Source organism: Bradyrhizobium sp. GW821-FHT13H06, from assembly GCF_058803975.1.
Map to the genome: position 1 here is coordinate 212,785 of NZ_JBXAPN010000009.1, position 20,707 is coordinate 233,491.

At 65.6% G+C, this 20,707-nt stretch carries 19 protein-coding genes; 11 read left to right on the plus strand and 8 right to left on the minus strand.

What is annotated here, in order from left to right:
- Nucleotides 1-61 precede the first annotated feature (61 nt).
- Together AC1RQP_RS31280 and AC1RQP_RS31285 are read left to right on the plus strand one after the other, a co-directional pair.
- Nucleotides 62-481 (plus strand): nuclear transport factor 2 family protein, encoded by a 420-nt coding sequence (locus AC1RQP_RS31280; protein WP_239625246.1) that lies wholly within the window; start codon nucleotides 62-64, stop codon nucleotides 479-481.
- Between the two features lie 49 nt (nucleotides 482-530).
- Nucleotides 531-1,997 (plus strand): flavin-containing monooxygenase, encoded by a 1,467-nt coding sequence (locus AC1RQP_RS31285; RefSeq protein WP_492940691.1) that lies wholly within the window; start codon nucleotides 531-533, stop codon nucleotides 1,995-1,997.
- Between the two features lie 95 nt (nucleotides 1,998-2,092).
- Here the strand turns inward: AC1RQP_RS31285 and AC1RQP_RS31290 are convergent, their stop codons facing one another.
- Nucleotides 2,093-2,329, minus strand: a complete 237-nt coding sequence (locus tag AC1RQP_RS31290) for a tautomerase family protein (RefSeq protein ID WP_492940693.1) — start codon at nucleotides 2,327-2,329, stop codon at nucleotides 2,093-2,095.
- 16 nt (nucleotides 2,330-2,345) lie between these two features.
- The gene (locus AC1RQP_RS31295; protein WP_492940695.1) at nucleotides 2,346-3,056 is read right to left on the minus strand and encodes an SDR family NAD(P)-dependent oxidoreductase; all 711 of its coding nucleotides are present in this window, start codon (nucleotides 3,054-3,056) and stop codon (nucleotides 2,346-2,348) included.
- Nucleotides 3,057-3,269: 213 nt separating this feature from the next.
- On the opposite strand from AC1RQP_RS31295, the gene AC1RQP_RS31300 reads away from it, so the two are divergent.
- From AC1RQP_RS31300 to AC1RQP_RS31310, 3 genes are all read left to right on the plus strand, one after another.
- The gene (locus tag AC1RQP_RS31300; RefSeq protein ID WP_492940697.1) at nucleotides 3,270-4,193 is read left to right on the plus strand and encodes a LysR family transcriptional regulator; all 924 of its coding nucleotides are present in this window, start codon (nucleotides 3,270-3,272) and stop codon (nucleotides 4,191-4,193) included.
- 146 nt (nucleotides 4,194-4,339) lie between these two features.
- Entirely contained in the window at nucleotides 4,340-4,495 is a 156-nt protein-coding gene (locus tag AC1RQP_RS31305; RefSeq protein WP_162832013.1) for a hypothetical protein, read from the plus strand.
- A 147-nt stretch (nucleotides 4,496-4,642) separates the two neighbouring features.
- Nucleotides 4,643-5,572, plus strand: a complete 930-nt coding sequence (locus AC1RQP_RS31310; protein ID WP_239625238.1) for an aspartyl/asparaginyl beta-hydroxylase domain-containing protein — start codon at nucleotides 4,643-4,645, stop codon at nucleotides 5,570-5,572.
- A gap of 79 nt (nucleotides 5,573-5,651) precedes the next feature.
- On the opposite strand, the gene AC1RQP_RS31315 is transcribed toward AC1RQP_RS31310, so the two are convergent.
- The 3 genes from AC1RQP_RS31315 to galE form a co-directional block, all read right to left on the minus strand.
- On the minus strand, nucleotides 5,652-6,353 hold the full coding sequence (locus AC1RQP_RS31315; protein ID WP_492940699.1) for a fumarylacetoacetate hydrolase family protein: 702 nt from the start codon (nucleotides 6,351-6,353) through the stop codon (nucleotides 5,652-5,654).
- Between the two features lie 35 nt (nucleotides 6,354-6,388).
- Nucleotides 6,389-8,197, minus strand: a complete 1,809-nt coding sequence (locus AC1RQP_RS31320) for an ABC transporter ATP-binding protein (protein WP_492940701.1) — start codon at nucleotides 8,195-8,197, stop codon at nucleotides 6,389-6,391.
- A gap of 118 nt (nucleotides 8,198-8,315) precedes the next feature.
- The gene (gene galE, locus AC1RQP_RS31325; protein ID WP_492940703.1) at nucleotides 8,316-9,329 is read right to left on the minus strand and encodes a UDP-glucose 4-epimerase GalE; all 1,014 of its coding nucleotides are present in this window, start codon (nucleotides 9,327-9,329) and stop codon (nucleotides 8,316-8,318) included.
- 126 nt (nucleotides 9,330-9,455) lie between these two features.
- On the opposite strand from galE, the gene AC1RQP_RS31330 reads away from it, so the two are divergent.
- On the plus strand, nucleotides 9,456-10,493 hold the full coding sequence (locus AC1RQP_RS31330) for a glycosyltransferase family 4 protein (RefSeq protein ID WP_492940705.1): 1,038 nt from the start codon (nucleotides 9,456-9,458) through the stop codon (nucleotides 10,491-10,493).
- Between the two features lie 180 nt (nucleotides 10,494-10,673).
- Here the strand turns inward: AC1RQP_RS31330 and waaF are convergent, their stop codons facing one another.
- A complete protein-coding gene (gene waaF / locus AC1RQP_RS31335; RefSeq protein ID WP_492940707.1) occupies nucleotides 10,674-11,744 on the minus strand; it encodes a lipopolysaccharide heptosyltransferase II in 1,071 nt (356 codons plus the stop codon).
- Between the two features lie 162 nt (nucleotides 11,745-11,906).
- Here waaF and rfaD point away from each other — a divergent pair, with 162 nt between their 5' ends.
- From rfaD to AC1RQP_RS31360, 5 genes are all read left to right on the plus strand, one after another.
- Nucleotides 11,907-12,887 (plus strand): ADP-glyceromanno-heptose 6-epimerase, encoded by a 981-nt coding sequence (gene rfaD / locus AC1RQP_RS31340; RefSeq protein ID WP_492940709.1) that lies wholly within the window; start codon nucleotides 11,907-11,909, stop codon nucleotides 12,885-12,887.
- Nucleotides 12,888-12,898: 11 nt separating this feature from the next.
- Complete coding sequence (rfaE1, locus tag AC1RQP_RS31345; protein ID WP_492940711.1) at nucleotides 12,899-14,383, plus strand: D-glycero-beta-D-manno-heptose-7-phosphate kinase; 1,485 nt, start codon at nucleotides 12,899-12,901, stop codon at nucleotides 14,381-14,383.
- The gene (locus AC1RQP_RS31350) at nucleotides 14,380-15,666 is read left to right on the plus strand and encodes an O-antigen ligase family protein (RefSeq protein ID WP_492940713.1); all 1,287 of its coding nucleotides are present in this window, start codon (nucleotides 14,380-14,382) and stop codon (nucleotides 15,664-15,666) included. Before rfaE1 ends, AC1RQP_RS31350 begins: the two co-directional genes overlap by 4 nt.
- 84 nt (nucleotides 15,667-15,750) lie before the next feature.
- On the plus strand, nucleotides 15,751-17,664 hold the full coding sequence (locus tag AC1RQP_RS31355) for an SDR family NAD(P)-dependent oxidoreductase (protein WP_492940715.1): 1,914 nt from the start codon (nucleotides 15,751-15,753) through the stop codon (nucleotides 17,662-17,664).
- 43 nt (nucleotides 17,665-17,707) lie between these two features.
- On the plus strand, nucleotides 17,708-18,655 hold the full coding sequence (locus AC1RQP_RS31360) for an NAD-dependent epimerase/dehydratase family protein (RefSeq protein ID WP_492940717.1): 948 nt from the start codon (nucleotides 17,708-17,710) through the stop codon (nucleotides 18,653-18,655).
- Here AC1RQP_RS31360 and AC1RQP_RS31365 read toward each other — a convergent pair.
- Together AC1RQP_RS31365 and AC1RQP_RS31370 are read right to left on the minus strand one after the other, a co-directional pair.
- On the minus strand, nucleotides 18,643-19,662 hold the full coding sequence (locus tag AC1RQP_RS31365) for an MraY family glycosyltransferase (protein WP_492940719.1): 1,020 nt from the start codon (nucleotides 19,660-19,662) through the stop codon (nucleotides 18,643-18,645). The genes AC1RQP_RS31360 and AC1RQP_RS31365 overlap by 13 nt on opposite strands.
- Nucleotides 19,659-20,618 (minus strand): lysylphosphatidylglycerol synthase transmembrane domain-containing protein, encoded by a 960-nt coding sequence (locus tag AC1RQP_RS31370; RefSeq protein WP_492940721.1) that lies wholly within the window; start codon nucleotides 20,616-20,618, stop codon nucleotides 19,659-19,661. Before AC1RQP_RS31370 ends, AC1RQP_RS31365 begins: the two co-directional genes overlap by 4 nt.
- Between the last annotated feature and the right edge of the window lie 89 nt (nucleotides 20,619-20,707).

The following is a 20,707-nucleotide window of genomic DNA, read 5'->3' on the forward strand; positions in this document are numbered from 1 at the left end:
TTCCAGAGCCGGCGGCCGATTTCCCACGTTCATTGTCGGAAATGCATATGGAGGGAATGCGATGTCCAGCGAAGCCAATGTTCAGCTGTTGAGGGAAGCCTATCGCCAGTGGAGCGACAGCAAGGGCCAAGACGTCGACTACTGGTTCGACAAGGTCATCGGCCCGCAGATCAAGTTCGATTCGATTCCGCAGGGGGATGCGGCGGTGCCTTTTGCCACGCGTTATGACGACCGCAATGCACTGCGCGGCTATTTCGAGGGTCTGCTGGCTGACTGGAGCATGCAGTACTACACGATGAACGAATTCGTCGCGCAGGGCGACACCGTCGTCGCGCGCGGGGAGTGCGCATGGACCAACAAGAAGACCAACAAGGTCGCGAAGACGCCGAAGATCGATTACTGGCGCTTCAAGGACGGCAAGGCGGTCGAATTCCACGAGTATTTCGACACCGCCAAGGTCTACGGCGCGACCGTCCCGTGATGGTTGCAATTCGGCGCGGCCCTGCCATGCTGCGGCGAGGGAGAGCGCCATGACGGAAGCGAAAGAACATTTCGACGTCCTCATCGTCGGTGCCGGGCTATCCGGCATCGGCGCGGGCTATCATTTGCAGACCAGGTGTCCGACCAAGAGCTACGTCATCCTGGAGGGGCGCGATTGCATCGGCGGCACCTGGGACCTGTTTCGCTATCCCGGCATCCGCTCCGACAGCGACATGTTCACGCTCGGCTATTCCTTCAAGCCGTGGACCGATCCGAAGGCGATCGCGGACGGGCCGCAGATCCTGAACTATGTGCGCGAGACCGCAGCCGAGAACGGCATCGACAGGCACATCCGCTATCATCACCGCGTCAAGCGCGCGGTGTGGTCGACACCGGACGCGCGCTGGACGGTGGAGGCCGAGCGCATCTCGGGCGAGGGCGCGAGCGAGCTGGTTCGCTTTACCTGCAATTTCCTCTTCATGTGCTCGGGCTATTACAAATACGAGGCGGGCTACACGCCGGAGTTCAAGGGCGCTGCGGATTTCGCCGGCCGCATCGTGCATCCGCAGAAGTGGACCGAGGACATCGACTATGCGGGAAAGCGCATCGTCGTGATCGGCTCGGGCGCGACCGCGGTCACGCTGGTGCCGGAGCTCGCCAAGAAGGCGGCGCAGGTCACCATGCTGCAGCGCTCGCCGACCTATGTGGTATCGCGGCCGGCGCAGGATCCCCTCGCCAACAAGTTGCGCCGCAATCTGCCGGCGCAGCTGGCCTATCATTTGATCCGCTGGCGCAACGTGATGTGGGGGATGTTCTTCTTCCAGCTCAGCCGGCGCAAGCCTGCCAAGGTCAAGGACCTCATTCTCAAGGGCGTGCGAATGGCGCTCGGCCCCGACTACGACGTCGCAACCCATTTTACCCCGCGCTACAATCCCTGGGACCAGCGGCTATGCCTGGTGCCGGACGGCGACCTCTTCAAGGCGATCCGTGAGCAGCGCGCCAGCGTCGTTACCAACGAGATCGACACGTTCACGCATGACGGCATCCGCCTGAAGGACGGAAGCGAGCTTGCGGCCGACATCATCGTGACGGCGACCGGATTGGTGCTCCAGGTCGTCGGCGGCCTCGAGGTCAGTGTCGACGGTCGCGCCGTCGATTTTGCCAATACGCTGACCTACAAGGGCATGATGTATGCCGACGTGCCCAACATGGCCTCGGCCTTCGGTTACACCAACGCGTCCTGGACGCTGAAATGCGATCTCACCTGCGAATATGTCTGCCGTCTCATCAACTACATGGACCGGCACAATTTCCGTCAATGCGTGCCGCACAACGACGATTCGACGATCACAGCGCAGCCGTCGCTGGATTTCACCTCGGGCTATGTGCAGCGCGCGGTGGCCAAGATGCCGAAGCAGGGCTCGAAGCGGCCGTGGCGGCTGCACCAGAACTACGCGCTCGACATCGTCTCCCTGCGCCTTGGCCGGATCGACGACGGTGTGATGCGCTATTCCTGACGGCGCCTCCGCAATGCGGTTTCGGCCGGCTCACGAATTGCTGCTTCGTGTCTGCGTCGGTCCTGTCGACCTCCTACGCGTAGTGACGGGCGGGATCATCCTGTCCGGGCGGCGCGGCGGCGCCTGAATTCCTGCACCGGCAGGCCGCCCCAGCCCCAATTGTCGGTGTCCACTTCCTCGATCACCACAAAGGTGGAATCGAGCGGCTTGCCGAGCACGTCGAGCAGGAGCTGGCTTGAACCCTTGATCAGCGCGGCCTTCTCCACCGCAGTGAGCGACGCCGCTCCCGGCGTCGTTCCCTCGCGGGTGACTTGAATAGTGACGATGGGCATCGTGCTTCTCCTCGTCTCAATGACCGGCGTTCTGGCCGCCGTCGACATGCAGGATCTCGCCGGTGACGAAGGAGGCCCCCTCGAGATAGAGGACCGCATCGACGATGTCGGACATATCGCCCATGTGACCGACCGGGTGCAGCGCACTGAGCTGCGCATGCGTCGCGACCGGATGCATCGGCGACTTGATGATGCCGGGTGAGACCGCGTTCACGCGGATGCCGCGCTTGGCGTACTCGATCGCGAGCGATCTGGTCGCAGCGTTCAGCCCGCCCTTGCTCAGCGAGGCCAGCACGGATGGCACGTTGGAATCGGCCTGATCCGCCAGCGTGGTCGTGATCTGCACCACGTGGCCGGACCCCTGCTTCTCCATCTCGGCGATGGCGAGCTGCGTGATGTTGAAGAAGCCTGCGACGTTCGTTCCCATCACCGCCGCATAGTCCTCGGCCGTGTATTGCGTGAACGGCTTTGCGACGAAGATGCCGGCGTTGTTGACCAGCGTGTCGACCCGGCCGAAGCGGGCGATCGCCTGCGAGACTACGCGCTCGGCAGTGGAACGGTCGGCGATGTCGCCGGGAACGGCGAGGACATCATCGTCGCCAGACGGCTTGATGGAGCGCGCCGTAGCGACGACGCGGTAGTTGCGATCGCGAAAACCCTGCACCAGCGCGGCGCCGATACCCTGCGATGCACCGGTGACGATGGCGACCTTCTGCTCGATACCCATGATGGGCTCCTGTTGTTGGCTTTGAGACCTGCGCCAGCAGCGGCTGGCTTGCGTGCTGAGGTACGCCGCGGCGGCCCGGTCGCGAATAGCCGCCGTCCGGCACACACTCTTTCGCCGCGCGAACGAATGCGGCGCCGGCGCCCGGCGGTAGTTGTCGAGGTTGCAGCGAACGCCTAGCCTGCGAGCGGAAGCTCAGAGCAAGACGGGAAGGGAATGGATCGTCTGGATGCGATGAAAGTGTTCGTCCTGGCAGTGGACGAAGGCAGCTTGGCCGCCGCAGGACGCAAGCTCGGCCGCTCGCCGGCGGCGGTGAGCCGGGCCATCGCCTTTCTGGAAGAACGCGTCGGCGCCGAACTGCTGCACCGGACCACGCGCTCGATCAAGCTGAGCGAGGAGGGGGAGCGCTATGCCGCGATCTGCCGCCGTGTGCTCGCCGAGCTCGAGGAAGCCGACGACATCGCGGCGGGACCGCGCACGGCGCCGCGCGGCCTGCTCACGATCACCGCTCCCGTGGTCTCGGGGGAGATGGTCTTGCGGCCGATTCTGGATGCGTTTCTCGATGCCTATCCCACCGTGTCGGCAAAGCTCCTGCTGTTCGATCGCGCGGTCAATCTGATCGAGGAGGGGATCGACGTCGCGCTTCGCATCGGTCCCTTGGCGGATTCGGCGATGATTGCCATGCGGGTCGGAGAGATCAGCCGTGTCGTGGTGGCAGCGCCGCGCTATCTGAAGCAGCATCCGCGCATCGCCGAGCCCGGCGATCTCGCCAAGCACCAGATCGTCGCCATGGCGCATCTGCCCAATTCCTGGACCTTCGCGCCGCAGGCGGCGTCATCGGTGCCGCGCTCGGTGCAGTTCACCCCGCGGCTCGTCGTCAACAGCACCTATGCGGCAGTGGCCTCTGCCGTCGCCGGGCGCGGCGTGGCGCGGATGTATTCGTACCAGGTCGCCGAGCAGGTCGCGCGCGGCGAGCTCGAGATCGTGCTGGCCGGCGACGAGGACCCGGAGATGCCTGCGCATTTGATCTGCCCGCAGGGCCGGCTCTCGGTGCCGAAGGTGCGGGCCTTCACCGACTTCGCCGTGCCCCGGCTGAAGAAGCAGTTTGCGCTGCTGAAGAAGAGCATCAAGGCGCGCTGAGCCGCTTCGCGCCCCCGCAATGCGTTGTTTTGCGTATACGGCGGCCCGGCTGAATCGGCGAGGGTTCCAAAACGGTTAACGCCGATTTAACGGATGAGTCCTAGCCTGTCTCGGCCGGGGTTACTCGCAAAGCCGAGGTGAGCCCAATGGAAGCCCAGAAGATCGCGGTCGACGCTGTCGTCGCGCTGACCGATTGCGACCGCGAGGCCGTCATCGCCTTCATCCGCCGACTTTACCTGGCCGGCGTCACCGATCCGAAGCGCCTGACCTTCAAGGGGCTGCAGGCGCTGTCGCGGGCCTGATTTCGGACGGTTTCGGCCCTTTCAACCCCAAGTTCCGGGCCGAACGCTCTCCCCAGCGTGATTGCAACCTTCCGGTGAATATCTTGTCGCTCGGGCTCGGCCGGAGTAGATGACGTCCCCGGCTGGGTTCACTTGGGAACTGGGGAAATGCTGAAACAGCTTTTTGCGCCGCAACTCGTCATTCTTTATGTGCTGGCGGCCTCGACGATTTACGTTCACTTCCGCGGCAAGCAGCGGCTGCGCTTCGCGCGCCAGCTCGGCGATCACTCGACCTATCTCGCGCCCTACAACGTGCTGATGTACGCCGGCTCGGCCGTGCCGAACAAGCCGGTGATCTCGGTCGATCAGTTTCCGGAGCTGAAGCCCCTGAGCGAGAATTGGGAGACCATCCGCGACGAGGCGGTGCGCCTGTTCGACGAAGGTTTCATTCGCGCTGCCGCGAAGAACAACGATTGGGGCTTCTACTCGTTCTTCAAGAGCGGCTGGAAGCGGTTTTACCTGAAATGGTACGACGACTTCCTGCCCTCGGCACGCACACTGTGCCCGAAGACTGTGGAGCTCCTGAACGCGATCCCGAGCGTGCACGGCGCGATGTTCGCGATGCTGCCCCCGGGCGGCAGGCTCGGTGCCCACCGCGATCCCTTCGCGGGCTCGCTGCGCTACCATCTCGGCTTGGTCACCCCGAACTCGAACAAGTGTCGGATTGTCGTCGACGGCGTCGAATGCGTCTGGCGCGATGGCGAGGCCTTCATGTTCGACGAGACCTTCATTCACAGCGCCGAGAATGCGACCGACGTCAACCGCATCATCCTGTTCTGCGACGTCGAGCGTCCGATGAAGTACGGCTTCATGACCGCGATCAACCGCTGGGTCAGCCATCACATCGTCAAGGCGTCGGCGACCCAGAACGTCGATGGCGAGAATGTCGGCGTGCTCAACAAGATGTTCGGCAAGCTCTACGAGATCCATCTCGCCAGCCGCAAGGTCAAGGAGTGGAACCGCAACGTCTACTACACGCTGAAATACTCGCTGACGGCGCTGATCCTCGGCCTCATCGTGTGGTCCGCGCTGCGGTGATCGGGCGGCGATGCGCCTTCGCGAAATGAAAAGCCCCGGAGCGTGCTCCGGGGCTTTTGCTTTGATGCGTTCGCCGCTGCTATTCCGGCTGGCCGATGCTCACCTTCAGCGTGCCGACACCTTCGACGCCGCATTCGAGCTTGTCGCCGGGTTGGAGCTGCGACACGCCGGCGGGCGTGCCGGTCATGATGATGTCGCCGGCGGCGAGCTTCACCTGCTGCGAGAGTTGCCAGATGATTTCGGGCACGTTCCAGATCAGCTCGGTGAGGTCGCCCTTCTGCGCTTCCTTGCCGTTGACCGTCAGCCAGATCTTGCCCTTGGAAGGATGGCCGATTTTCGAGGCCGGCTGAATCGCGGAGCAGGGCGCCGAATAGTCGAACGACTTGCCGATCTCCCAGGGACGCTCCTTCTTGCGCGAGGCGATCTGGAGATCGCGGCGGGTGAGATCGATGCCGACGGCGTAGCCGTAGACGTGGTCCAGCGCCTTCTCGGCGGGAATGTTGAGGCCGCCGCTCTTCATCGCGACGATCAGTTCGACCTCGTGATGCAGGTCCTTGGTCAGCGGCGGATAGGGAATGGTGGCGCCATCGGGCACCAGCATGTCGGCGTGCTTGGCGAAGAAGAACGGCGGGGCGCGCTCGTCATTGCCCATCTCGCGGATGTGCTCGAGATAATTGCGGCCGACGCACCAGATGCGGCGCACCGGATAACGGCCGCTCTCCCCGACGACGGGAAGCGAGGCCTGCGGCGGAAGCGGGATGACGTAGGAGGCGGCGTTCATGAAGCGGTCTCGCTGGACTTGAGGTGAAGAGAATTCTAGGCGGTTGCGCTGATCGGCGCCAGCTCCAAGGGGCTGCTGTCCCGATGCTGCAACCGGAAGAACGAGGCATAGCGCCCGCCGCGGCGGAGCAGCTCGTCATGCCGGCCCTGCTCGACGATCTCGCCGCCCTCGACCACCAGGATGGCGTCGGCGTGCATGATGGTGTGCAGGCGGTGCGCGATCACGATGGTGGTGCGGTTACGGCAGAGATGCTCGATCGCCTCCTGCACCTGCCGCTCGGATTCGGAATCGAGCGCGGCGGTGGCTTCGTCCAACAGGATGATCGGCGCGTTCTTGATCAGCGCGCGGGCCACCGCGATGCGCTGGCGTTGGCCGCCGGAGAGCTGCGTGCCGTGCTCGCCGACCGGCGTGTCGTAGCCGAGCGGGAAGCCCATGATGAAATCATGCGCGCAGGCAGCCTTGGCGGCGTCGACGATTTCGTCCTCGCTCGCGCCCGGCCGGCCGAAGGCGATGTTGCTGCGGATGGTATCGCGGAACAGATAGACGTCCTGGCCGACATAGGCGGTCTGTGCCCGCAGCGATTTGCGCGAGACCGCACCGATCGACTGGCCGTCGATCACGATGTCGCCTTGCGTCACCTCGTAGAAGCGCAGGAGCAGCGCCAGCACGGTCGACTTGCCGCCGCCGGAGGGACCGACCAGCGCGGTGACCTTGCCGGGCTCGGCCGTGAAGCTCATGCGGTTGAGCACGGTCTCGCCGTCGCGATAGGAGAAGCTGACGTCGCGCAGCTCGATGCGGGCATCTGACAGCTTCAGCGACGGCTTGTCGTCGTCGGACTGCTCGCTCGCCGGGCTGTCGACGACTTCGAGCAGCATGCGCGCACCGACCAGCTGGCTGTTGAGGTCGATGTTGAGCCGCGCCAGCCGCTTGGCCGGCTCGGTCGCCATCAGGAACGCGGTCATGAAGGAGAAGAACGCGCCGGGCGTGGCGTTGAGCGCGACCACGGCATAGCCGCCGTACATCAGGCAGCCGGCGACCGCGAAGCCGCCGAGCATTTCCATCAGCGGGTTGGAGCGGTTGGCGACGCGGGCCATCTTGTTGGCGTTGCGCTCGACGACCGCGATGTTCTCGTCGATCCGCTTCTGCATGGTCTCTTCGAGCGTGAACGCCTTGACGGTGCGGATGCCTTGCAGCGATTCCTGCATCGTCTCCATGATGTCGGCGGTGCCGGTGAACTGGTTGAAGGCGAGGCCCTTGATGCGCTTGACCAGCTTGCGCAGCACCAGCATTGCCGGCGGCACCGCGACGAGGCCGATGAACGACATCAGCGGATCCTGCCATACCATCACGCCGATCATGGCAAGCAGCATCAACAGGTCGCGCCCGATGGCGTTGACCAGCATGTTGAGCACGTCGGTGATGGATTTGGCGCCCGCCGTCAGCCGGGCCAGGAACTCGGACGAATGCCGCTCGGAGAAGAAGCCGACGCTCTCGCGCATCAGCTTGGCGAACAGCTGGCGCTGGTTGGTGGCAAGAATCGCGTTACTGATCTTGGTCAGGATCACCATGTGGCCGTAGGTCGCCACGCCCTTGATGAAGAGCAACGCGACGGTGATGCCCGAGAACATCGCGATGCCCGGGATGTTCTTGCCGACATAGGCCTGGTTGATGACCTGGCCGAGCACATAGGTCGCGCCTGCGGTCGCGCCTGCGGCGAGCGCCATCAGCGCGAAGGCGACGAGGTAGCGCCGCCAGTAGACGATGCCCTGTTCCGTGACCAGGCGGCGAATCAGGACCGCTGCCGCGTAGGGATCGTCGGTGATTTTCTTCGGGAACTGGGCCATCCGGTGTCCATTGACGGCGCGGGACAAGACCTGCCCGTGCGTCAGGGATCGATGGGCCTCTGTGCCCGCTCAAGCCGGGTTTTTCAAGCCCAATTAAGGGCTTGCGCTTGGGATGATTCTAGGCCGAGACGGCGTGGCGGAGCTCGCCATGGCGTTCGCGGAACAGCTTGTCCTCCCAGGCCAGGGCGTGCGCCGCAATGGTCTCGAGGTCGTCATATTGCGGCCGCCAGTCGAGCAGGCTGCGGATGCGGCTGGTGTCTGCGACCATGGTCATGATGTCGCCGGGCCGGCGCGGGGCGTACTGCACGGCGAAGCTGCGGCCCGAAACCCGCCGCACCGCGTCGATGGTCTCCAGCACCGAATAGCCGCGGCCGTAGCCGCAATTCAGCGTCGTCGAGGCGCCGCCGTTGCGCAGGTAGGCGAGCGCCGACCGGTGGGCCTGCGAGAGGTCCGTGACGTGGATGAAGTCGCGGATGCAGCTGCCGTCCGGGGTCGGATAGTCGGTGCCGAACACGTCGATCTTGGCGCGCTGGCCGGTCGCGGCTTCCACCGCGATCTTGAGCAGATGCGTGGCGCCGACAGTGGCGAGCCCGATGCGCGCCTGCGGGTCGGCGCCGGCGACGTTGAAATAGCGCAACGTCACGTATTGCATGCCGAAGGCGGCGGCGACGTCGTGCAGCATGATCTCGGTCATCAGCTTCGACGAGCCGTAGGGCGACAGCGGCCGCGTCGGCGCGTGCTCGGGCACCGGCACCTGGTCCGGATTGCCATAGACGGCGGCGGTCGAGGAGAAGATGAAGCGACCGATGCCGCGCTTGACCGCGACGTTGAGCAGGTTGCGCGCGGTCGTGAAGTTGTTGCGGTAGTAGCCGAGCGGATCGCGCATCGAATCCGGCACGACGACCGAGCCCGCGAAATGGATGATGCTCTCGACGTCGTGCTGGGCGATCACGCCTTCGAGCAGGTTTTCATCGCCGGCATCGCCGATGAACAGCGGCACGCCTTCGGGCAGGTAAGCGGAGAAACCGGTGGAGAGATCGTCGATCACGACGACGTCCTCGCCGGCTTCCGCCAGCGCCAGGACCGTGTGACTTCCGATGTAGCCGGCGCCGCCGGTGACTAGCACAGTCATGATCTCACCCGTCTTCGATCAACGCGCGAAGCTAGCGCTTGCGTGGTGAAGAGGGGGTATCGGCGCGGCTGAACTGGTCACTATGCTTAATGTTGCGTATAGGGAATTTGCTAAATGGAGTGTGACGTGGCGAGTTTCCCCGGCGATCTCGACGTGATCGTGCCAAATCTGCACAGGCGCTATTCCGGGGTCACCGCGACCAACCGGATGGTGGCGCCGCGGCTGGCGAAACTGTACCGCGCGGCCTGGTTCGGCTCGGACGTGCCGGAGGGGATCGCGCGGCTGAGCGTTGCCGATTTTCTGAAGTTGTGGCGCCGCAAGCGGCCCGTGATCTGGCATGCGCGCCGCAACAACGAGATGATCGCAGGCGTGGCGTTGCGCGCGCTCGGCTGGCCGCTGAAGCTGGTGTTCACCTCGGCGGCGCAGCGGCATCACAGCTGGATCACGCGCTGGCTGATCCGGCGCATGGACGCGATCATCGCAACGAGCGACATCTCGGCCTCGTTCCTGAAGGTGAAGGCGACGGTGATTCCGCACGGTGTCGACACCGACGTCTATGCGCCGCCGACCGATCGCGCTGGCGCGTTCGCGGAAGCCGCGCTGCCGGGCCGCTACGCCATCGGCTGCTTCGGCCGCGTGCGGGCGCAGAAGGGCACCGACGTGTTCGTCGATGCGATGTGCCGCCTCTTGCCGCGCTATCCCGATTTCACCGCCGTCATCGTCGGTCAGGTCACGCCCGAGCAGATGCCCTTTGCCAATGACCTGAAGAAGCGGATCGACGCAGCCAACCTGCAATCGCGCATCGTCATCACAGGCGAGCTGCCGATCGAAGCGGTGCAGCGCTGGTATCAACGGCTGACGATCTACGCCTTCACCTCGCGCAACGAAGGCTTTGGCCTGACGCTGATCGAGGCGATGGCGGCGGGCAGCGCGCTCGTCGCGTCACGCGCCGGCGCGGCCGAGCTCGTGGTGGAGGATGGCGTCACCGGCGTGCTGGTCCCGGCGGGTGATGCCGACGCGCTCGCTGCGGCGCTCGAGCCGCTGATGCGTGATGTGGCTGCGGCGACCGCGATGGGTGAGCGCGGGCGGGCGCGGGTGCTCGAACGCTTCAGCCTCGATGCCGAAGCCGCCCGGATCGGCGCGGTCTATCGGCCGCTGCTGTGACGCGGTTTTCGCGCGCGCAGCAACAAAAACCGCGAAAACAACCCCATGCACAGTAGGCCGGGTCAGCAAAATCAATGGCTTGGCGGAGCGCTTGATCTACTGCGGATTTTTCGAATCAGATTTTGACTTGTCGGGCAAAACACTGGCATGATGCCACCATCGGCGCGAGCCCCGATCGCCTCACGTCATCGCCCTTGCTCCCGCCTCCCTCAGCACGCGCTGCGCAATCGCCACCACCTCGCTCGCCGCGAGGTCCCGCATGCAGCGGTGATCGTTCATCTTGCAGATCGTGCTCTGGCAGGGCTGGCAGGGCAGCATTTCCTTGTCCTGCACCACCGTTGCCGCAAGGCGGTTGAGGGGGGCCCAGAGGTAGGGGCTGGTGGGGCCGAAGATGCCCATGGTGGGCGTGTCCAGGGCTGCGGCGACGTGCATCAGGCCGGAATCGTTGGAGATGGCCACGCCGGCGGCGGCCATGGCGAGGACGCCGTTGCGCAGATCGTTGCCGGTGAGGTCCCGGACCCCCTTGCCGCCCGCGGCAACGATCTCCTGGGCCAGACCCTTTTCGGCGGGGCCGCCGACCACCCAGACCTCCAGGCCACGCTCGACCAGGAGGCGGGCGGCCTCGGGATAGTAGGTCCAGCGTTTTGAGACCCCGACCGAGCCCGGGGCGAGCGCCACGGCGGCTCCGGCGCCGAGGCGATTGGCCTCGCGCCAGCGGACGATCTCCTCGGCCGGGACCCGCAGTTGCGGCACCGGCCATTCCGGAGGGAGAGGTGCGCCGTCGGGCTGGGCCAGGGCGGCGTTCTTGTCGATGAAGCGGGGCAGTCTCTTCTCGCCCCAGCGCCAGCGGTTGATCAGGCCGAACCGAAACTCGCCGACGAAGCCGACCCGTTCAGGAATACCGGCCAGCGCCGGCGCGATCGCCGCCTTCCAGGTCCGGGGCAGCACCAGGGCGGTACCGTAGTTCCGCTTTCGAAAGAGCTTTGCCAGGCCGAACTGGCGGCCCATTGCGAGCTGGCTGCGCGGCAGGTCCCAGACGATGCCAGCGCGCACGCCGGGCATGTAATCGATCAGCGGGGCGCACAGCGACGTGGTCAGGAGATCGACCGGCCGGTTCGGCCAGCGCTCCTTCAGGACCCGCACGACGGTATGATTCCGCACGAAATCGCCGATCCACATGTAGGGAATGATCAGGATCGGGCGCGTGTCGCTCCGGTCTGCATCTCCAACAAATTGCGAATCAATATTCATTCGTTAATTAGGACCGACGACATGCTGATGTTGGCGGTTCGGTAGCCGCTCCCGGCCGGCAGGTAAAGCCGGCAGAAGCGACGATCCCAAAACCGCTTACACTTTGGCGGATCATGCGCTACGGCAGGACCGGGCACTAAGAAAATCGGGCAGGTAGTTGGAATGTTGCTGGTGACCGGCGGGGCCGGTTTTATCGGATCGAATGTCGTGGCCGCGCTGAACGAGGCCGGCCGCAGCGACGTCGTGGTCTGCGACCTGCTCGGCACCGAGGGCAAGTGGCGCAACCTCGCCAAGCGGCAGCTTGTGGATATCGTTCCCCCGGCCGAGCTGCCCGACTGGCTTGAGGGCCGCAAGCTCGACGCCATGATCCATGTCGGGGCGATCTCCGCGACCACCGCGACCGACGGCGACCTCGTGTTCGAGACCAATTTCCGCCTGTCGATGCGCCTGCTGGACTGGTGCACGATGAACGCGGTGCCGTTCATCTATGCATCCTCGGCGGCGACCTATGGCGACGGCGAGGCCGGCTTTGGCGACGACGCTTCGCTACCGGCACTGAGAAAGTTGCGGCCGATGAATCTCTACGGCTGGAGCAAGCACATGTTCGATCTCGCGGTTGCCGGGCGCGTGGCGAACGGCGATCCGCTGCCGCCGCAATGGGCCGGGCTGAAATTCTTCAACGTGTTCGGCCCCAACGAATACCACAAGGGCTCGATGATGAGCGTGCTGGCGCGGCGCTTCGACGACGTCAAGGCGGGCCGCGTCGTGCAGCTGTTCAAGTCGCATCGCGAGGGCATCGAAGACGGCGACCAGCGCCGCGACTTCATCTATGTCGACGACGTCGTGCGCGTGGTCATGTGGCTGCTGGCGACGCCGTCGGTGTCCGGCCTGTTCAACGTCGGCACCGGCAAGGCGCGCAGCTTCAAGGATCTGATGCTGGCTGCCTACGCCGCGCTCGGCACCAGGCCCAACATCGAATACATCGATATGCCCGAGAGCATCCGCAACAGCTATCAATACTTCACCCAGAGCGAGGTCGATCGCCTCTGCCGCGCCGGCTATAACGGCGGCTTCACGACGCTCGAGGACGCGGTCAAGGCCTATGTCGGGGATTATCTCGACCGGCCCGACCGCTTCCGCTGAGGCCTTTGATCATGGCGACCCCCATTCTCGATTTCGACGCCCTCGCGCAAACGATCTCAGGCCGCACGGTGCTGTGCATCGGCGACATCATGCTGGACGAGTTCGTCTATGGCGAGGTGTCGCGGATCTCGCCGGAAGCGCCGACGCCGGTCATCACCGCCCAGCGCAGCGAGATTCACATCGGCGGCGCCGGCAACGTCGCGCGCAATGTCGCTTCGCTCGGCGCGCGCTGCATCTTCGTCGGCCTCGTCGGCGAGGACGATGCGGGCAGGCGGCTGGCATCGGCGCTGGGTGAGCAAGCCGGTATCGAAAGCGTGCTGGTATGCGATCCCTCCCGGCCGACCACGCGAAAAGCCCGCTTCGTCTCCGAGCATTTTTCCACGCACATGCTGCGCGCGGATTGGGAGCAGGCGGAGCCTGCTTCCGATGACATCGAAACGAAACTGATCGACGCGATCCTGCCGCAGATCGCGCGCGCCGACATCGTGCTGTTGTCCGACTACGCCAAGGGCGTGCTGACCGCGCGCGTGATCCGCCACACCATCGACGCCGCGCGAAAGCTCGGCAAGCCCGTGGTGGTCGATCCCAAGAGCCTGAACTGGGCGATCTATCGCGGTGCCACGCTGCTCACGCCCAATCGCAAGGAATTCTCGGAGGCGACCCGCAGCCGTGCCGAGACGGTGCAGAGCATCGTCGAGGCCAGCGAGGACGTGATGCGGCTCGCCGATTGCGAGGCGATCCTGGTCACGCAGGGTGAGCACGGCATGACGCTGGTGCCGCGCAATGGCGGGGCCGTGCACGTTCCGGCCTTCCCGGTGAAGGTACGCGACGTCTCCGGCGCCGGTGACACCGTCGCCGCCGCGCTCGCAGTATCGCTTGCGGCCGGCGCGGACTGGGATACGGCGCTACGCGTGGCCAATGCCGCCGCCGCCGTCGCCGTCGGCAAGCAGGGCACCGCCAGCGTGAGCGCGGCCGAGCTGCGCCGAAAGATCCTGCCGCATGCCACTCTCGCGGCCGAGGAGAAGATCGTGCTCGATCCGGCTGCGCTCGATGCCCAGCTCGTCGAATGGAAGAGGCAGGGCCAGCGCGTCGGCTTCACCAATGGCTGTTTCGACATCCTTCATCCCGGTCACGTCAAGGTGCTGACCGCGGCGCGCGCCGCCTGTGATCGCCTGATCGTGGGGCTCAACAGCGACGCCTCGGTGCGGCGGCTGAAGGGCGCCGATCGCCCGGTGCAGGACGAGCGCGCGCGCGCCGAGGTGCTCGCAGCATTGGAGGCCGTCGATCTCGTCGTCATCTTCGCGGAGGACACGCCGATCGACCTGATCACCAGGATCAAGCCCGGCGTGCTGGTGAAGGGCGGCGACTACACCCGCGAGCAGGTCGTCGGCCACGAGGTGGTCGAGGCTGCGGGCGGAACGGTCGTGCTGGTCGACATCCTCCAGGGCTTCAGCACGACGGCGCTGGTTCATCGCGCCCGGGGAGGCGGCAAGTGACGGCGCTTGCCGGAGAGACTCCCGGCCAGATGTTGCGGCGGCGCCTGCGCAGTCCGGCGGCCTGGCGCGAGACGGTCGACCTGTTTGCGATCCTGACCGCCGCCTCGCTGCCCTGGTCGACGTCGCTTGCGGGGATATTCAACGCGCTGATGCTGCTCTGCATGGTGCCGTTCCTCGACGTCCGCGCCTTTCTGCAATCGCTGAAGCGTCCGATCTGTGTGGCGCCGATCGCGCTGGTGCTGCTCGCGCTGGTCGGGACGCTGTGGTCGGATGCGGCCTGGGGCGCACGCTTGTATGCGGTCAATCCGACCGTCAAGCTGCTCGTGCTGCCGGTCCTGCTCTATCATTTCGAGCGCTCGCCGCGCGCCCGGTGGGTCTTCGTCGCCTTCCTGGTGTCCTGCGCCCTGTTGTCGGTGATGTCGTGGCTGGTCGCATTCTATCCCGATCTTGCGCTCAAGACCGATCCGCCCGAGCGCGGCATCTTCGTCAAGAACTACATCGACCAGAGCCAGGAATTCACGCTCTGCGCGGTCGCGCTCGCCTATCCCATCGTGATGCTGCTGCGGGAGAAGCGATATTGGTTCGCCGCCCTGCTCACGGCGCTTGCGCTCAGCTTTTTCGTCAACATGGCCTTCGTGGTGGTGTCGCGCACCGCGCTCGTCACCATTCCGATCATGTTCGGCGTGTTCGCGCTCCTTCACCTCAGGTGGCGCAGCATTGCGATCGTCGCCGCCGCGCTGCTCGCCGTCGCCTTTCTCGCCTGGCAGGTCTCGCCGCATTTGCGCCATACTGCCGAGAGGTTTACGGACGACTACACGCGCTATATGGAGAGGGGCGAGCCGACCTCGCTGGGCCTGCGGCTCGAATTCTGGCGAAAGTCGCTCGGCTTCTTCGCGGAGGCGCCGATCGCAGGACACGGCACGGGCTCGACGCGCGGATTGTTCGAGCGCGTCGCGACGCCCGGCAGTCAGCACAAGGCGTCAGCCGAAGTGATCGGCAACCCCCACAATCAGACGTTGAATGTTGCCGTGCAATGGGGTTTGATCGGCGTCGCCGTTCTCTACACGATCTGGATCCTGCATCTGCTGCTGTTTCGCGGCGACGGGCTTGCCAATTGGATCGGGCTCCTGGTCGTGGTGCAGAACGTCTTCACCTCGCTGTTCAACTCGCATCTGTTCGACTTCCACGAGGGCTGGATGTACGTCATCGGCGTCGGCGTTGCCGGCGGCATGGTGATCCGGGCACAACAGGCCGAGGCGAAGATGAGGGAAGCCGGTTCCTGAGCGGTCGCGCGGCTGGCAAGTCTTGTCCAGATGGGGTATCAGCGCGATCAGGTTGCATCTAACTGGGTTTTTATCGGTCGGCGGATGACGCGTCTTTCGCATCTTACCTCGCGCAATTTCCTGATCGCGCTCCACGACCTGCTGGCGACCACGGCCGCGCTTTTTGCCGCCTTCTATCTGCGATTCGAGGGTGGCGAAGACTTCTTCGAGCGCTTGCCGCTGCTGTTCCAGATCCTGCCCTATTTTCTCGCCTTCAGCGTGGTCGTGTTCTTCGTCTTGAACCTGACCACGACGAAGTGGCGCTTCATCTCGCTGCCGGATGCGCTGAACATCATCCGCGCGGCGACCGTGCTCACCGTCGCCCTGCTCGTGCTCGACTACATCTTCGTCGCTCCCAACGTCCGCGGCGCCTTTTTCCTCGGCAAGGTGACGATCGTTCTCTACTGGTTCCTGGAGATCGCCTTCCTCAGCGCGCTGCGCATGGCCTATCGCTACTTCCGCTATACGCGGGTGCGGCGTCACGCGAAGGGCAACGATGCCGCCCCGACGCTGCTGATCGGGCGCGCCGCGGACGCGGAGGTGCTGCTGCGCGGCATCGAGAGCGGGGCCATCAAGCACATCTGGCCCGTCGGCGTATTGTCGCCCTCGATGGCGGATCGCGGCCAGTTCATCCGCAACCTGCCGGTGCTGGGCGGCATCGACGACGTCGAGGACGTCATCGCGGACTTCGCCAAGCGCAACAAGGCGATCGCGCGCCTCATCATGACACCGTCGGCATTCGAGCCGGAAGCACACCCCGAATCGATCCTGATGCGGGCGCGCAAGCTGGGAGTGATCGTCAACCGCATGCCCTCGCTGGAGAGCGGCGACACGCCGCGGCTCACCGCGGTCGCGGTCGAGGACCTCCTGCTGCGGCCGAGCGAGACGATCGACTATGGGCGCCTGGAAGCGCTGATCAGGGGCAAGGCCGTCATCGTGACCGGCGGCGGCGGCTCGATTGGCGCAGAAATCTGCGAGCGCGTCGTCGCCTTCGGCGCCGCGCGGCTCCTGATCGCGGAAAACTCCGAGCCGGCGCTCTACGCGATCACGGAAGCGCTCGCCGCGCGGGGGGCGGCAGCCCAGATCGAAGGGCGGATCGCCGACATTCGCGACCGCGAGCGCATCATGCGCCTGATGGCGGAGTTCAGGCCGGACATCGTGTTCCACGCCGCGGCGCTCAAGCACGTTCCGATCCTCGAACGCGACTGGAGCGAAGGCGTCAAGACCAACATCTTCGGCTCGATCAACGTTGCGGATGCCGCCGTGGCGGCCGGCGCCGGGGCGATGGTGATGATCTCGACCGACAAGGCGATCGAGCCGGTGTCGATGCTCGGCCTGACCAAGCGCTTTGCGGAGATGTACTGCCAGGCGCTCGATCACGAGCTCGCCGCAGGCCGCGGCGGCGCCAAGCCGCCGATGCGGCTGATCTCGGTCCGGTTCGGCAACGTGCTGGCCTCGAACGGCTCGGTGGTTCCGAAGTTCAAGGCGCAGATCGAGGCCGGCGGCCCGGTGACGGTGACGCATCCCGACATGGTCCGCTACTTCATGACCATCCGCGAGGCCTGCGATCTCGTCATCACCGCGGCCACGCACGCGCTCGGAACGCAGCGCCCTGACGTCTCGGTCTACGTGCTCAACATGGGCCAGCCGGTAAAGATCGTCGATCTCGCCGAGCGCATGATCCGCCTTTCCGGACTGCAGCCGGGCTACGACATCGAGATCGTGTTCACCGGCATGCGGCCGGGCGAGCGGCTGCACGAGATCCTGTTCGCCTCCGAGGAGCCGACCCGCGAGATCGGTGTTCCCGGCATCATGGCGGCGCAGCCGAACGAGCCGCCGATGCAGACGCTGCGCAAGTGGATTGCAGCGCTGGAGCAGGCGATCGCCCGCGACGATCGCGCCACCATCAGGACCATCCTGAAGGACGCGGTGCCCGAATTCGGGTCGACGGCGGCCTGACCATGCCGGTCGATGGGTTGCGCGCTGTTCTGTCGGAGCAACGATGAGCGAGACAAAGCCGGTCGCGCTGGTAACGGGAGCGAGTGGCTTCGTCGGTCGTCACATCGTGCGCGCATTGACACGCGAGGGCTGGTCGGTCCGCCGCGCGGTGCGCAGCTCGGGAGGGGCGGACGACGAGGTCGTGATCGACTCGATCGGCCCCGAAACCGATTGGCAGGCGGCGCTTGAAGGCGTCGACGCCGTCATCCATCTCGCCGCACGCGTGCATTACAAGAACGACGAGCACGCGGCCGAACTCTACCGCAAGGTCAATGTCGAGGGCACGCTGCGCCTGGCACGCTACGCAGCAACGGCCGGCGTGCGTCATTTCATCTTCATCAGCACCGTTCTGGTGCACGGCCGCAGCAATGACGGCCGCGCGCCGTTCAGCGAGAGCGATTTGCCGACGCCGCGTGGCCTCTACGGCACATCCAAGGCCGCGGCCGAGGCGGGCTTGAGCACGCTGGCCCGCGACGTCGACATGAAGATCTCGGTGATCAGGCCGCCGCTGATCTACGGCGCGCACGCCAGGGGCAATTTCCCGCTGCTGGCGCGCGCGGTCAGGCTGGGGCTGCCGCTGCCGTTTGCGGCAATCCGCAATCGCCGCAACTTTCTCTCCGTGCAGAACCTGTCGTCGTTCATCCTGCACCGGCTCGGCCATCCCGACCCGGGGGGCAATTTCGAGATCTTCCTGGTGGCCGACCGGGAGCGGGTCTCGACGCCTGAATTCATCGCATGTCTGGCGCGAGCCTCCGGCAAGAGCAGCCGGCTGTTCCGCATGCCGCCAGAACTGCTCGGCGCGGTCCTCCGCATGATGGGCCGGCAGGATATGCATGACGGCCTGATCGGCTCGCTCGAGCTCGACATTTCGAAGGCGATCGCAACGGGCTGGCAGCCGCAGGTGACCCTCGAGGAGGGCTTGCGCCTGGCGGTCTCGGATCAGGAGCCCTGAGGCCGGGAGAAACGGCGCAGCACGAACCCGACCGCGCCCGCGCCAGCCAACAGGGAGACGATCGTGATCGTCGTCGAACCGGCGCGAATGGTGACGATGGCGAGCAATGCCAGCACGAGATTGAGCGCGAATACCTCGCCGACCACCCGCTTCACCGTGAACCCGTTGTCGGTTGCACGCTGATAAAAGTGCGTGCGGTGTGCCGACCAGAACGGTTCGCGCCTGATGATGCGCCGGAACAGCGTGATGGTGGAATCCGCAAGATAATAGGCGGGCAACAGCAGGGCTGCGACCGTCTGCCCCCGGAAGGCGAGCTCCAGCAGGCACCAGCCGAGCAAGAGGCCGATCGGCAGGCTGCCGACATCGCCCAGGAAGACCCTTGCGACCGGACGGTTGAACGGCGCAAAGCCGAGCATGGCGCCGCACAGCGCGGCGGCGATCAGCACGGCCGGCCACGAGAGATCCCCGACCCATCCGAGCAGCAGCAGCGCCGCGGTGACCGGCACGACTTCCGCCACGGTCATCAGGTCGAGCCCGTCCATGAAGTTGACGAGGTTCACGAACCAGACTCCGGCAAGGACGATGAGGCCGCGCTCCAGAGGAAGCGGCAGCGCCGGCACGATGCGCGCGGTCTCCGGCGCGGTGAACACCACTGCGCCGACGCAGGCCGCCTGCAGCACCAGCCGCACGAGCACGGGCAGCGACACGATGTCGTCGGCGAAGCCGACCAGCGCGATCACGACCGTCGCAGCGACCAGCGCCGGCGGGATCGCGACATTGGCCGAGGCTCCCCAGAGCGAGGCGACGATCAGGGTCGCGGCGATCACCGCGATGCCCGCGCCCTGCGGGGTCGGGATGCGATGTGAGGACCGCGCGTTCGGTCGCGCCAGTGCGTAGCGCTGGAGCAGGGGACGGCTGGTCCAGGTGACGAGCGCCGAGATCAGCGCGGCGATCGCAACGGCAAGCAGCACGGGCGCGCCGGCGAGCGCTTCGGTGGTCGAGCTCACTCCGGCACTCCGATCGGGGCCGACCCTTGCGCGGCCTTCTCCGCGCTGAGGATCCAGACCAGGCCGCCGACGGCGCCGACGATGAAGTACACGGCGCCGAACAGCAGCGAGACGTTGACACCCTCGTTGGCGGCAAGTCCCGCGAAGCCGAACGCAAGGCTCATCGTGGCTTCGCGCACGCCCCAGCCGGCGATCGAGATCGGCATCATCGTGATCAGCATCACCGGCGGCACCAGCAGAAAGACGTCGCTGAAGCGAACCGGGGCCGCAATCGACTGCACGACGCACCAGGCGATGACGACGGCCAGCACGTGAACGAGGACCGACAGGATGGCGACGATCGGCCCGCGGGGGCGGCTGAAGATCACGCGATTGGCGATCACCGCGCAGGCGTGAATGTGATGCGTGGCCCACCACGTCTTCAGCCAGGGCCATTTCAGTGCGCCGAAAATCAGAAAGCCGACGCCGCCGGCGAGCGCCAGGAGGTCGACGAGCAGCAGCGCCGAGCGCCCGTGCGGATCGGTGATGAGGGTGTAGCTCCAGGGCAGGCTGGCGACGATGAGAACCGCGAGCGCGATCAAACCGATCGCGCGGTCGACGAAGATCGAGTAGGTCGCCGCACGCCAGCCGGCGCCGGCGCGCGCGACCAGCCACAGCCGGACCGCATCGCCGCCGATCGCCGACGGCAGGGTCTGGTTGAAGAACGAGCCGATCACGTTGTAGCGCATGGCGCGGCTGAGCTCGAGCGGCGCGCCGCAGACGGCGCTGATCTGACGCCAGCGCAGCACGCCGACGAAGATCTGCAGGAACGCGACCGCGATCGCGACGCCGATCCAGAACAGGCTGGTGACGGTGAAGCGCGAAAACAACTCGGACAGGTCGACCTTGCGCAGCGCCAGATAGAGCAGCGCCGCGGAAATCATGATCTTGGCCGTCGACAACAGGATTCGGCGCATCTCGCCCGCATGGACAGGGTTTGCGAAGATTTGAGGCAACCCGACGCGAGGCGCCGAATTCGGCCGCTTTGGTATGGTCTTGGCGCCGA